At 40.4% G+C, this 13493-nt stretch carries 10 protein-coding genes; 7 read left to right on the top strand and 3 right to left on the bottom strand.

Features of this window, described 5'->3' with window-relative positions:
- Window positions 1-60: 60 nt before the first annotated feature.
- Together BUF13_RS18960 and BUF13_RS18955 are read right to left on the bottom strand one after the other, a co-directional pair.
- The gene (locus BUF13_RS18960; protein WP_243839772.1) at window positions 61-2385 is read right to left on the bottom strand and encodes a patatin-like phospholipase family protein; all 2325 of its coding nucleotides are present in this window, start codon (window positions 2383-2385) and stop codon (window positions 61-63) included.
- A gap of 27 nt (window positions 2386-2412) precedes the next feature.
- Window positions 2413-3840: an amidohydrolase gene (locus tag BUF13_RS18955; protein WP_073573390.1), complete on the bottom strand. Its 1428-nt coding sequence runs from the start codon at window positions 3838-3840 to the stop codon at window positions 2413-2415.
- Window positions 3841-4097: 257 nt separating this feature from the next.
- Here BUF13_RS18955 and BUF13_RS18950 point away from each other — a divergent pair, with 257 nt between their 5' ends.
- Window positions 4098-5087, top strand: coding sequence for a c-type cytochrome (locus tag BUF13_RS18950; RefSeq protein ID WP_073573389.1), 990 nt, complete (start codon window positions 4098-4100; stop codon window positions 5085-5087).
- Window positions 5088-5233: 146 nt separating this feature from the next.
- On the top strand, window positions 5234-6904 hold the full coding sequence (locus tag BUF13_RS18945) for a bifunctional metallophosphatase/5'-nucleotidase (protein ID WP_073573500.1): 1671 nt from the start codon (window positions 5234-5236) through the stop codon (window positions 6902-6904).
- On the opposite strand, the gene BUF13_RS18940 is transcribed toward BUF13_RS18945, so the two are convergent.
- A complete protein-coding gene (locus BUF13_RS18940; protein ID WP_073573388.1) occupies window positions 6901-7650 on the bottom strand; it encodes a DeoR/GlpR family DNA-binding transcription regulator in 750 nt (249 codons plus the stop codon). The genes BUF13_RS18945 and BUF13_RS18940 overlap by 4 nt on opposite strands.
- Before the next feature lie 157 nt (window positions 7651-7807).
- Here BUF13_RS18940 and BUF13_RS18935 point away from each other — a divergent pair, with 157 nt between their 5' ends.
- The 5 genes from BUF13_RS18935 to BUF13_RS18915 all read left to right on the top strand — a co-directional run bounded on the left by BUF13_RS18935 (window position 7808) and on the right by BUF13_RS18915 (window position 13492).
- Complete coding sequence (locus BUF13_RS18935) at window positions 7808-8485, top strand: N-acetylmuramoyl-L-alanine amidase (RefSeq protein ID WP_073573387.1); 678 nt, start codon at window positions 7808-7810, stop codon at window positions 8483-8485.
- A 3-nt stretch (window positions 8486-8488) separates the two neighbouring features.
- Entirely contained in the window at window positions 8489-10135 is a 1647-nt protein-coding gene (locus BUF13_RS18930) for a glycoside hydrolase family 10-like protein (RefSeq protein WP_073573386.1), read from the top strand.
- Window positions 10132-10611, top strand: a complete 480-nt coding sequence (locus BUF13_RS18925; protein WP_073573385.1) for a GNAT family N-acetyltransferase — start codon at window positions 10132-10134, stop codon at window positions 10609-10611. Before BUF13_RS18930 ends, BUF13_RS18925 begins: the two co-directional genes overlap by 4 nt.
- On the top strand, window positions 10608-11873 hold the full coding sequence (locus tag BUF13_RS18920) for an MFS transporter (RefSeq protein WP_073573384.1): 1266 nt from the start codon (window positions 10608-10610) through the stop codon (window positions 11871-11873). The genes BUF13_RS18925 and BUF13_RS18920 overlap by 4 nt, the downstream gene beginning before the upstream one ends.
- A 128-nt stretch (window positions 11874-12001) precedes the next feature.
- On the top strand, window positions 12002-13492 hold the full coding sequence (locus BUF13_RS18915; protein WP_073573383.1) for a glycoside hydrolase family 3 protein: 1491 nt from the start codon (window positions 12002-12004) through the stop codon (window positions 13490-13492).
- Window position 13493: the final 1 nt, after the last annotated feature.

The raw sequence follows: 13493 nt of genomic DNA, 5'->3' as shown, positions 1-13493 counted from the left end.
TTTTGAACTACAATTTAAGCGATTTGCAATCGTAGCCCAAGATGATTTTTGTCATTTCCACTAGCGGTCCGCGTAATTGAATGAAAGGCCAATAGAAACGTAGGTTCGCAATTTTTTATCTGAGGTGTTTGTACCCATCCCCAAAGTTATCGGTCCCAAAAGGGAATGATAGGAAATATCCGCTCCAAATCCCAAATAGGTTTTCTGATTTAAAAAATCCCCGTTTTTAAGCACTTCTTTGAGTGGAATATGGTCTGAAAAACCTAGGAAATTGGCCCCAGCCCTTAGGTATAATTTTTTGATAGGAATAAATTGAAGGTCAGCTCCAACTTTCGCAAAGTTTGGGGTTTGGACTTCTCCATAATTCAAGCCCCAAAAATTCGTATCAATAAACCGGATGATTTGATAGCCCCCTACAAAAAACTCACGATAAGATTTCCCACTTTCATCATTGGTGAGTGTCAATCCAAATGCCCCTGAAGGCTTGAATTGGAATTTGGGTGAGAAGGGAAGAAACTTGCTATATCTACCTGTTAAGGTAGCATGTGGATTAGGTACTAATTCATCAACCAATGCATCTAAAAACTCTACGGCCACAGGAAGCTCCCCATTATCCAATTTAAAATAAACGGTGTCGATTCCTGATTTTACATTGATGTCAAGCCAAGACTTCAGTCTAAAATTGGCTTCCAATACTCCTTCTGCTCCTCTAGTTGGAAAATTTCTGTCATTTTGAGAATTTCTATAATACCTCGCTCGAGCTGAAAAATAAGATTCTACTCCGCTTTTGATGTTTTCAGGAATGGCCACATTGAATAATACTCTTGACCTGGCGACGTCATAAGCCAAGCCCAATAAAAATGATTGTTTCAAAGAATTGGTAGTGATGACCTGACTTTCAAAACGTGTATTTCTAATGATATTCACGTCCGACTTTTTCCCTTCCTCATAGCTAGGAAACTCCTGCCTCAAATAATTTGCTCTAAAATTAAAAGCGAAATTTTTATCCTTCCCCAAGTACTTATAATGATCAAATCGAAACTTAGGGTTTTCTGAAATATCCAATAAAAACACAGACCTGGAAGAGTTCCCAATCCAGTTTCTAATGGTCATATTTGTCAAGAGCCCCGCCGAAAAAAGGTTGTCATAATGAATGGAAGTGGAAATGGTTGTCGCGGTTTTTTCTTTTGTCCGAACCAGCATATTAAAAGTCTCCTCATTTGTTCTAGATAAACGATAATCGACTTTTCTGAAACCGTTCATTCCATACACATGACGGATTGATTCTCTTATTTCATCTCTAGTGACTTCTTGACCAGGATCTATTTCAAGCTTCGACTTGATCAAATCATCTGAAAAAAGATGATTGCCCCTTATTTCAATGGAGTCGATTTTGATAGGTTGGGAAGTGGGCTTTTCTTGAAATGCGGAAATATTTACTCCCAAACTATCTGCCGCTCTTTTGAATTCATCTAAAAATATTTCTCCCGCTTTGTCTCCCAATTTCAAGATTGCATCATAATCCCCAAAACTACCGGTACTATAGTTTTCCAAATCTGGCTTGATATATATATCTGTGAATTCTTTATTCACTACAGTTCTTCTGATACTCTCCGCCATTGCGATTTGCATCAAAATACCTCCAAAACCTCCCAGTTGATCAATATCCTCGAAGTCCTCGCTACTGACATTGACTCCTATCACAAAGTCAGCCCCCATCCTTCGCACCACATCGACAGGAAAATTATCTACAACTCCCCCATCCACTACCACTGTGTTTTCCAATTCAAAAGCAGAAAATGCTGTGGGAATTGCGATGCTGGATCGAATCGCATCATGTAAACTTCCTCCTTCAAAAACGATCGGCCTACCTGTCATGATATCAGTAGCAACGCATCGGAACGGAATCGGAAAATCATCAAATGAATCATATTGATTAGAGGGCCAAGTATAATAATGAAGAACCTCTGAAAGTACCTGACCCTCAATCAAGCCTGATGGAAGAGACAACTTTCCATTGACATAGGGTACTTCCAACAAATAGCGGTTGTAATACTCCTTTTCCTCAAAGGCAATATCCTTGAAATCCACACGATTGGAAATAGTCAAATCCCAATCAACTCCTCGGATGATTTTTTCTAATTCATCAGCATTGTAACCCAATGCATATAATCCCCCCACAACGGACCCCATGCTGGTCCCAACCACATAATCAGGACGAATTCCGGCCTTTTCCATGGCTCTGATTATCCCAACATGGGCCATCCCTTTTGCTCCACCTCCACTGAGCACTAATCCAATTTTAGCGTCTCTTGCGGGCTTTGCTTCTTGAGCATAGCTTGGTCTAAAAAAAACTAATCCCAATAAAAGTATTGGGATTAGCATGTGAGGTTTTAGGGTCATTTTTCTTGTTTATTTTCTATAATCAAGCGGCGCGGATCTATCTCCTACCAAGGCCTCGTATACAAAGCCCTCTCCTTGTCTTCTCGTCAATTCTTCCTTAGCAGCTTTAGTCACTTCCGGATTTTTGAAAATGTCTGCAGCTGTTAAAGCCAAAGTCTTTGCAGCTACCATCATTCCTTTTTGTCCAATGCTTGTACCACCTGCAGCTACTGCCTGCCAAGTATGAGCAGAAGTTCCTGGAACCCAAGTCGCTGTACCAAGTCCAGCGGTCGGAACCAACCAACTTACATCACCAACATCTGTTGAACCCGCAAAACCTTTTTCTGTTACTGCAAAGGGAGCTATTTTTTCTGAATCCTCAGGGTTTGCTTTCACTCCTGCAGGAAATGTTGCAATAATTTCTTCTGCAAATTTCTTTTCTTCGGGATCATACTTTATCCCACCAACAGCTTCAAGGTTTTTTTGCATGATTCTGGCAAGAGTCTCATTTGGCATAAGGTTGTAAACTCCATTGATGATCTCATACTCCATTTTGGTTTGAGTACCTTTTGCAGCTCCTTCTGCAGCATTCACTACTTTATCGAAAATAGCTTTAGTCACAGCTGCATCAGGATGTCTCACATAGTGATACGATTCTGCAAAAGCAGGAACCACATTTGGCGCTTCTCCTCCTCGAGTAATGACATAGTGCATTCTTGTCTCTTGAGGCACATGTTCTCTTAACAAATTCACCATATAATCCATTGCTTCAACCCCATCCAAGGCTGAAATCCCTCTATCTGGAGCTGCTGCTGCGTGAGAAGCTTCTCCATAAAATCTGAATTTGGCAGAAATATTAGCTAAAGATGAGTTTGCTCCGGCATTGTTTGCTGAACTTGGATGCCAATGCAGCATTGCATCCACATCATCCATCAGACCAGCTCTTGCCATATATACTTTTCCTCCACCACCTTCTTCTGCTGGAGTACCATATACACGTACAGTCCCTTGAATATTATTTTTCTCCATCCACTCTTTTACAGAAATCCCAGCAGCAACTGAAGCTGTACCGAATAAATGGTGGCCACAAGCATGTCCTGCTCCGCCTTCTACGACCGGCTTTCTGAAAGGAACAGCTTCCTGAGAAACTCCAGGTAGGGCATCAAATTCTGCCATAATTCCTACCACAGGCTTTCCTGATCCATATTCAGCCACAAAAGCTGTAGGAATATCGGCAACTCCTGACTTTACTGTAAATCCGGCATCCTTTAATGTTTTCTGCAATAAAGCCGAACTTTCGGTCTCTAAATACCCCAATTCAGGGTTGGACCAAATTTGTTTTGATATATCTCCATAAAAACCTGCTTTCCCTTCCAGGTCGGAAATAATCTGATCTTGTTGAGCGAATACTGAGCCCGCTATTCCAAGACCGAGGAATAAAGTGTAAAACTTTTTCATAAGGGATTCTTTAATCTAACTGGTTGATTTTACTTGATGTTGAAAATTATGCTGAAATAGAATTAGACCAAAGATATTTTCAAAAAAATAATTGAATACGCAATAATTTGAAGCATGAGAAAACAATCGAAAAACTATAGTTAAACTAAGTTTGATAAAATAGAATTATTCTAATTTTCCCATACACTTTTTTGTAGATTATTTTTTGATAATTCAGTTTTGTATGTATTTTTCTGATATATAAACCATTACGCCTTATGAAAAAACTGTTTAAGATCCTTGGATGGATTCTTGGTATTGTTCTCGTTTTTATAATCGCGGGAATAGCATTTTTAAATTTCACTTTTCCGAAAGTATCACCTGCAGAAGAACTCACAATTGAATACACTCCCGACAGAGTAGAAAGAGGCGCTTATTTGGCCAACCATGTCGCTGTGTGTATGGATTGCCATTCGCAAAGAGATTTCTCTGAATTCTCTGGACCACCAGCTCCAGGCACATTAGGTAAGGGAGGAGATAGATTTGACCATGGAATGGGATTCCCCGGAGTATTCTATGCTAAGAACATCACTCCTTTTGGCATCTCTGATTATACAGATGGGGAGCTTTACAGATTGATCACCACAGGAGTAACCAATGATGGAAGGGCAATGTTTCCATTGATGCCATACCGATATTATGGGAAAATGGACCCAGAAGATGTGTATGACATTATCGCCTATGTTAGGTCTATCCCATCTATTGAAAGTGACATTCCAGACTCAGAAGCGGACTTTCCAGTAAGCGTGATCATAAAAACGATTCCAACTGATGCAAGTCCTGAAGAAAAACCAAATCCAAGTGATCAATTGGCTTATGGAAAATATATGACAAATGTGGCAGGCTGTATTGAATGTCATACTCAAGTAGATGCCCAAGGAATGGTAATGCCAGATGTAGCATTTGCCGGTGGTAGATCTTTTCCTTTCCCAGATGGATCTTTTGTGACTTCATCAAATATTTCTCCGGACAAAGAAACCGGAATCGGAAGCTGGACTGAGGACATGTTCGTTCAGCGATTCAAACAATATGAAGACTCTGCTTATGTAAACCCTAAAGTTCCTCCGGGAGAATTCAACACTTTGATGCCATGGGTCATGTATGCAGGTATGAAAGAGCAGGATTTGAAAGCTATTTTCGCTTACCTTCAATCCTTGCCTAGTCATAGCAATCAGGTTACAAAATTCACTCCTGCCTCAGGAGAATAATTCAATTATATGAAGCTAAAAGCCTCGGCATCTGAGTGATGTCGAGGCTTTTTTGTAACAAAAGTCACGGATATTTTTTTGATTTTTATTTTATTTTTAAGGAATTAGGTAAATCAGCACCTATTCTTACAAACCCAAAATCACCCATGAAATCAAACAGAAGAAAATTTCTATCCCAATTAGGAGCGATTGGCACCGGAACAGGATTGATGACATTGAACCCATTCAGTTCGGAAGCAAAAACCCGGAAAAAGAAAAAAGAATCGTTCACAATCAGCATCTATCAAACTACGGATGTGCATTGCCAAATCCACCCTCATGATGAACTTTTTTGGGAAAATGGTCAATCAGTATTTAGAAAAACCGGAGGCTATGCTCATCTTAAATCATTGATGGAAAGTGAACGTGAGAAAGAAGAAAATAGCTTTTTGATTGATACGGGGGACATGTTTCAGGGATCAGAACTCTCTGTGAAAACCACCGGAGAGGCCATGGTTCCTATCCTCAATGAAATTGGATACGACTTATACCTTCCCGGCAATTGGGAGGTTATCTATTATAAGCAAGCAATGCAGCATTTGTTGGGCTCGCTACATGCTCCGAAAATCTGCGCCAACATGTACCATGACAAAGGAAATGGCAAAAAAGGCGAATTGATTTTTCCTCCCTATTACATCTGGACTGTCAATGGAGTCAAATTTGGATTCCTAGGATATACTGACCATCTGGTTCCAAAACGCCAACCACCCATGTTGAGTAAAGGAATCCTCTATTCTAAGCCTGAGGAGAATCTAGCACATTATGTAGATGTACTTAGAAATCAAGAAAAATGCGCTTTTGTAGCCATCATTGCTCATCTGGGACTTTCCCAACAAATCCATTTAGGAAATATTCCGGAATGTGAAGGAGTAGATTACATTTTAGGAGGTGATACACATGAGCGAGTTAGAAAGCCAATTCAAGGGAAATACGCCAAGATTGTGGAGCCAGGCGCTTTTGGTTCATTTGTCGGGAAGCTTCAATTGAAAATCGAAAATGGAAAAGTTGTTGAGGACAATTATTCTTTGCTCGAAGTTTCAGCAGAAAAATTCCCTGCCGATAAAGACGTTGCCAAGCTGATTAAAAAGAATGAAAAACCCTTCCAAAAGGAAATCTTTGATGTGGTGGGTTACAGCGCTTTACCTCTTTACAGATATTTTGTAATCGAAAATCCTATCGACACCATGGTGTTGGATGCGATATCATGGCAAGTGCCAGAAATCGACATTGTCTTATCCAATGGCTTTCGATTTTGCCCGCCAAATACAAGCCCAGATCATACAGGAAACATCCCAATCACTCATGGATACATCTATGACATGCTTCCATTTGATGCCTATATCAGAACAGGTCAAGTCACCGGATCTCAGATCAAAACTTGGCTTGAGAAGGAGCTTAACAATGTATTTGCAGAAGATGCCAGTAAGCGCTTTGGAGGATGGGTAATCAAATTCAGAGGCATGGAAGTTGAATTCTTGGCCTTCGGTGAGGAAGGTGATCGCGTTCAAAAAGTTTTGGTAAAAGGTCAGCCCCTTGATTTTGAGAAGACCTATACCATAAGTGCCTGTGAAAGAGAAGGTGATGCAGATGATATTCTTTGTAGAATAAAAGGAGTAAAAAACACCCAAAACACACCTTTTACAATGCATGAATCCATGATCAACTATTTGGCGGCTAATTCTCCAGTCCATCCGATTCCACCAAAATCAGCAGTTGCGCTGGATGCTCCTGCTACCTTGCTAACTCAGGTGAGTGGTGTTGATTATCAATTTACCTAAACAAGTCTCAAATCAAATTCTCTGAAACGATCTAAAACAGGGTCAGTAGGATGAAGCTCGGTGACCAAAGTATGAACCTCCGTCAAATCGCAGGTTTTATACTTTTGTACTGTGTGGAGTTTATCAGAAACTGAAAGAATGATCGTTTTTTTGGCAGCTCGCATCATGGCTTGCTTTACTTGGATCACCTCCCAATCAAACTCAGTCAAGCCATGATCAGCGTCCAAATAGCCAGTTCCCAGAATACATAAATCAACCCGCAATTGATTCAAGGCATTGACTACCGTGCCTCCGATTGCAAATTTTGCTTCATGCAATAACTTCCCTCCCAAAAAGATCACCTCGACTTCTGGCAACTCCAGAAGTTGCATGGCCACGTGAAGACTTGGCGTAAAAACTGTCAAAGGAAGTCTCCTTGGAATCATCTTGGCTACTTCCATATTTGTCGTCCCTCCACTCATCAATATCACCTGCCCCTCCGAAAGCAAGGATACTGTCTTTTCTGCAATTCGGATTTTCTTGGAAAGAAGATAAACGTTCCCATCATCCTTGCTGAAATTCATAAAGCCAAAGGAAGTAGCACCACCATGGACTTTCTTTAGCTTCTTCTCCTTTGCCAATTCTTTTACGTCTCTTCGAACTGTATCAATGGAAACATTCAAAGATTCAGATAAGTCAGTCAAAAGAACCCGATGATGTAAATGAACTTGATCCAAAATGTATTTCTGTCTTTCTTCCTTAAGCATGGTGAATTGTTTGGGTTTGGGAAACTAACAAAAACAGCAAAATCATGCAATTTTCAAGACCCTTAAAATAATTCTTGCAAAATATTGCTTGAAAACCTTCACATTCCAGAGATTTTCTGGGTAGTTTAGCTGACTAAAGCCGAAAGCCTTAATAACAATGAAAAACACTTTTAGAGCTACCTATCTCTTATTTTCTCTCACTTTATTGATTGCTTTTCAAGCTTGCAGTCAAAAGGCTACATTCCGAATTCTTGAAAAACCGATCACTTGGAATGACGAAAGAGAGCAGCTTTCTCTGAAATATCTCAAGGAAAGACATGGGCTTGATAAAGAAACTGCAACCATAGATCCCAAAATAGTAGTAGTTCACTGGACAGCTATCGACAATATCGAAGTGACTTTTGACGTTTTTGATTCTCCTACTTTGGGAGGACGAGCAGATTTGACCGGAGCGAGCAACCTAAATGTCAGCAGCCAATTTTTGATTGATCGTGATGGCACCATTTTCAGATTACTTCCTGACACCACCTTTGCAAGACATACAATTGGCTTGAATTATTGTGCAATTGGAATCGAAAACGTTGGAAGTGATGATTCGCCACTGACAAAAGAACAATTGAAAGCAAATGAGGAATTGATCCGATATCTGAAAAGAAAATATGCCATAGACTATGTCATAGGTCATCATGAATATCAGAAGTTTCAAGAAACCGATCTTTGGAAAGAAGCTGATCCTGATTACAGAACTGTCAAATCAGACCCAGGAGACGAATTCATGAATAAGCTTCGATCCAACCTAGAAGACTTAAACCTAAAACCAGTACCCAATAATTAATCTATGAATCGGAATTTTCGATTTCTAACTTACATACTGCTTCTCAGCAGTATTTTTTACGCCTGTAAATCTTCAGAAAAAGTAAGCCAGGGCTCCAATAATTCAAAAAACATTGAGTTGCCGAATGGAGAAACTCCTAGCACTGATTTCCCTTCCAAAGGTTTACCTTCTACTCCGGTTACTTTACAGCCTCTTTCCTACTCTATGCCTGAAATGCCAAGGGAATTTCGAGGAGTTTGGATTGCTACAGTAGCCAATATTGATTGGCCGATCTCTGGCACTGATTCTTGGGAGAAGAAAAAAGCTGATTTTATCAAGCTGCTGGACTATTACAAAGGACTCAATTTCAATGCTGTAATTGTGCAGGTTCGGGCGGCAGGAGATGCATTTTACCCTAGCAATTATTCCCCTTGGTCTAAATACTTGACAGGAAAACAAGGGCAAGGTCCTCAATCTCCTGAAAATCCTCTGACTTGGATGATCAAAGAAGCCCATGACCGTGGCTTGGAATTCCATGCTTGGCTCAATCCTTACCGTGCCACAATGGATCTAAAAACCGAGGAATTAAGTCCAAATCATGACTACAACCAACATCGAGATTGGATGCTAAAGTATGGTAGCAAATGGTACTACGACCCGGGATTGCCGGAGGTGAAGAACCATCTTTTGGCTATCATCAAAGAAGTTGTAGCCAACTATGACATTGACGCTATTCATTTTGATGATTATTTCTACCCCTACAAGGAGCCTAGGCTGAATTTCCCAGACAAAGCTTCTTACAACAAATACAAAAAATCAGGGCAATCAATCGACGATTGGAGAAGACAGAATGTCAATGATTTGATCTTTGCCCTTAACAATACGATCAAGGCAACCAAACCTTGGGTTCAGTTTGGGATTTCCCCATTCGGTGTCTGGAGAAATCAAGACAAAGATCCCAAAGGTTCTCCAACCCAAGCAGGACAAACCAATTATGATGACCTCTATGCTGATGTTCTTCTTTGGATGAAAAATGGCTGGGTGGATTATATGCTTCCGCAGCTATATTGGAGCATGGATCACCCCTTGGCTTCTTATAGAAAGCTTGCTGATTGGTGGTCAAACAATAGCTACAACACAAATGTCTATATCGGGAATGGCCCTTATAAGGTCCGGGCTGACTCTGACAAAGCTTGGGAGAATCCAAATGAAATCACCCAACAGATCAACTATACCCGAACCCTCCCCAATATTGAGGGTAATGCATTTTTCTCTGCCAAATCTCTATTTCTGAAAAATCAGGATGTTGCAAAAATCGTGAATGATCAAGTTTATGACACGCCGACTCTTCCTCCATTTTTTCAACCCAAAAGCACTTCCATAATAGAGAATCCTGTGGTTTTATCTGTAGAAACCAATTCCGATTGGACAAAAATCCAAATGGAGAAGCCATTGGATCCAGCTATCAGATATGCCATGGTTCAAGGAGCTGATCAATTAAATAATCTTTCCACAGCTGAAATCCATACCGTTTGGGTGGGAGGAACAAGGGCTCGAGGACTTGAAGTTAGTAGCCTCAACACCAATTATCTTGCAATAAGATGGATAGATCATTTCGGTAGAATTGTTCAAACACAAGTATTTCAAACACCAAAAAAATCACAGCCATGAAAGACATGTTGGTTCGCTTGATCGGTCTTCCTGACACCCGGGATTTGGAGAAAAAACTGGGAGTCAAAGAAAAAATCACCTTTAGGCGAGCTATTGCTCCTGAAAAGCACCTTGTCAGTGAATGGGTAAAAAAGGAGTTTGGAGATTATTGGCAGTCAGAAGTAGAAATCGCTTTTTCCAGACTTCCTGTATCCTGCTGGATCGCCCAAAGAGGAAATGAATTATTGGGCTTTGCTTGCTACGAATCCACTTCCAGAAACTTTTTTGGTCCAACAGGCACTTTAGAAGGCGAAAGAGGAAAAGGAATCGGCAAAGTACTATTGATCAAATCTTTGGAATCCTTGAGAGAATTAGGCTATGCTTATGCAATCATCGGTGGTGTCGGCCCCGCTGAATTTTATGAAAAAGTGGTCGGAGCCAAAGAAATCGAAGGGTCTGAAACGAGTATTTATCAGAATTTATTGAGAAAACCATGAGTCAAAACACATCCAAAAACCCATGGCTTTGGGTCCCTCCATTATATCTGACAGAATCAATCCCATACGTCATCATCATCACTGTTTCGGTGATTATGTACAAAAGCCTGGGGATATCAAATTCCGACATAGGACTTTACACCTCTTTCTTGTACCTCCCTTGGGTGATCAAGCCAATATGGAGTCCGATCTTGGAGCTTTTTGGAAATAAAAAACAATGGTACCTCAGCATGCAATTAATTCTTGCTGCGGTATTCTTGGGGGTTGGTTTGACAACGGGGTTAAATCAGTTTTTTACGGTTACCTTAGCCTTCTTTTGGATGGGGGCATTTGCTTCTGCCACCAATGACATTGCTTCAGACGGCATGTATTTGTTGGCCTTGAAACCGGATCAACAAAGTTTCTTTGTAGGCTTAAGAAGTACTTTTTACAGAGTTGGGATGATCACTGGCCAAGGGCTCATCGTCATTGTTGCCGGCAATCTCGAAACCAGTCTGGGAGATCCAACAAAGGCTTGGTCTTGGACTATGATTATTGTTGCAGGCTTGATGTTAGTTTTAACTCTAATCAACTGGATCACCACTCCAAACATCAAAGAGGAAAGAATCACGAAAGAAGAGCAGCCCAGTTTTGGAAAAGTATTCGCTACTTTCTTCAACAAAAAGAATATTGGTCTATCACTCGCATTTGTGCTTTTATATCGACTGGGAGAATCTCAGTTGGTGAAAATGGCCTCGCCATTCTTTCTGGATGAAAGAGCAGAAGGAGGCTTAGGATTGAGCGTCACTGATGTTGGTTATCTGTACGGAACTCTAGGAGTTATTTCCCTTTTGATAGGAGGGATTTTGGGTGGAGTTGTGATTTCGAGAGACGGTTTGGGAAAATGGATGATGCCAATGGCAATTGCTATTAATGCACCGAATTTAGGCTACGTTTTCCTTTCTTGGAATCAACCTGAAAGCTTCATCAATCCTGCCATTGTGGTAATCATTGAGCAGTTAGGTTATGGATTCGGTTTTGCTGCTTATATGGTCTTTCTGATTTATTTGGCAGAAGGCCTTTTCAAAACTGCCCATTATGCCTTGGCCACTGGATTTATGGCTATGGGAATGATGTTTCCAGGAATGGTTTCTGGCTATATCCAAGAATGGCTAGGATATCCAGGATTCTTCGTTTGGGTTGTGATCGCCACTATCCCAAGTTTCTTAATGGCCTATTTGGCCAAGTATCCAAAGGAATTTGGTAAAAAATCAGAAAGCTGAATTCAGAGTCCATAATTCAAAATTCAAAAACAGAATTTCTGAATATTGAATAACAAAAATGGGGAAATCACCCGATAGACACCGAAATTGTAACCATCCAAAAGCACCAATTAGAATCTTCTACCCAGATGAACAATACCCAAAAAATCGCCCAATGCTTCTCACCTGCAGCATTTATCCATGATACAGAGGAAAATTATCAGGAAATCGAAAAACTGATTTTGGAAGAAGAAATCGGTGGGTTAACCTTTTTTCATAGTCGCCATTCTGCTGCAGCTAATTTTGAAAAAAGAGCTGAATCATTGGATACGGAAGGGACATATGAAAAGCTGATCGGATTGATCAATCGCTATCAAAAGATATCCAAAACTCCACTTTTGATTAGTATCGATGGAGAATATGGATTGGCAATGCGAATAGAAAAAACTCCGCAATACCCTTTCGCTATTTCTTTGGGAGCATTGAAAAAAGATGCTGAAAAATGGGTCGAAGAAGTTGGCTATCGCATGGGTTTGGATATGAAAAACTCAGGTATCCATTTGAATCTTTCTCCATGCTCTGATGTCAATACAAATCCAGACAATCCTGTGATTGGCTATCGCTCTTTTGGAGATAATGCAGAAAACGTTGCAAAGCTTTCCTTGGCCGCATATCAGGGAATGAAAAAAGCAGGAATTGGAGCCTGTCTGAAACACTTTCCCGGTCATGGTGACACAGCCGTTGATTCTCATTTGGGCCTACCGATTTTAAATAAGACGAAAGCTCAATTAGAAGCTGAGGAATTAGTCCCTTTTCAATTCGGGATCGATCATGGAGTAGAAATGATTATGGTGGGTCACTTGGCTGTACCTGCTTTGACAGGAGGAAAGGAAGTACCGGCAAGTATCAGTCGAGAACTAATTACTGGGCTTCTGAAAGAAGAAATGGGCTTCACAGGCTTGGTTATTTCTGATGCTCTCAATATGAAAGCCGTGGCCAAGCACTTCCCAGAACCAGGAATGTTGGAATGGGAAGCATTTCAAGCTGGAAATGACATATTGTGCTTTTCGGATCATGTGAAAGAAGGGATTGAAATCATTTCAAATAAAGCTTCTGAAGAAGAGGTTGACTTGGTTTTCGAAAAGATCATGGCGCTAAAAAAGAAGTTGGGAGTCTTTGATTTTCAACCAATAGAAGTTCCTTCATTTGATTGGGAGGGGCATTCGAAGCTTCAAAAAGAACTAGCTGAAAATTACGTTTCAGTGATTTCAGGCGATATAGATTCTCAGACCTTAAAAGGATTAATTCAATCTGGTAAACTAGGATATTTTGAATATTTCACTTCCTCTCCAAGCTTATTCTCCCAAAAACTAGGCTTGCAATCTGATTCATCTGAAAAACAAATCATTGCTGTTTTTGTCCCTAGCCATAAGCCATTGAATCAATTTGGGATGGATATTGGTACGCTTGAAAAAATCAAAGAGTCAGCGAGCTCCAAACCAAGCATTTTGGTCCATTTCGGAAATCCTTTGGCTCTAAAACATCTTGGAGACTTAAAAGTTTTCGAAGCCGTAATTTGTGCCTATCAAGGATTTGAGGAGGTTCAAGAAGTTGCTGCGAATCTAATTTTCAAAACTTGAT

This window comes from Algoriphagus zhangzhouensis, assembly GCF_900148515.1.
Taxonomy (GTDB): domain Bacteria; phylum Bacteroidota; class Bacteroidia; order Cytophagales; family Cyclobacteriaceae; genus Algoriphagus; species Algoriphagus zhangzhouensis.
This window is presented reverse-complemented; position numbering and strand designations above follow the sequence as displayed.

Excerpts from the sequence above, each read along its gene's own strand:
- BUF13_RS18960 (WP_243839772.1), bottom strand. The coding sequence starts at position 2,385 with ATGCTAATCCCAATACTTTTATTGGGATTAGTTTTTTTTAGACCAAGC.
- BUF13_RS18955 (WP_073573390.1), bottom strand. The coding sequence starts at position 3,840 with ATGAAAAAGTTTTACACTTTATTCCTCGGTCTTGGAATAGCGGGCTCA.
- BUF13_RS18950 (WP_073573389.1), top strand. The coding sequence starts at position 4,098 with ATGAAAAAACTGTTTAAGATCCTTGGATGGATTCTTGGTATTGTTCTC.
- BUF13_RS18945 (WP_073573500.1), top strand. The coding sequence starts at position 5,234 with ATGAAATCAAACAGAAGAAAATTTCTATCCCAATTAGGAGCGATTGGC.
- BUF13_RS18940 (WP_073573388.1), bottom strand. The coding sequence starts at position 7,650 with ATGCTTAAGGAAGAAAGACAGAAATACATTTTGGATCAAGTTCATTTA.
- BUF13_RS18935 (WP_073573387.1), top strand. The coding sequence starts at position 7,808 with ATGAAAAACACTTTTAGAGCTACCTATCTCTTATTTTCTCTCACTTTA.
- BUF13_RS18930 (WP_073573386.1), top strand. The coding sequence starts at position 8,489 with ATGAATCGGAATTTTCGATTTCTAACTTACATACTGCTTCTCAGCAGT.
- BUF13_RS18925 (WP_073573385.1), top strand. The coding sequence starts at position 10,132 with ATGAAAGACATGTTGGTTCGCTTGATCGGTCTTCCTGACACCCGGGAT.
- BUF13_RS18920 (WP_073573384.1), top strand. The coding sequence starts at position 10,608 with ATGAGTCAAAACACATCCAAAAACCCATGGCTTTGGGTCCCTCCATTA.
- BUF13_RS18915 (WP_073573383.1), top strand. The coding sequence starts at position 12,002 with ATGAACAATACCCAAAAAATCGCCCAATGCTTCTCACCTGCAGCATTT.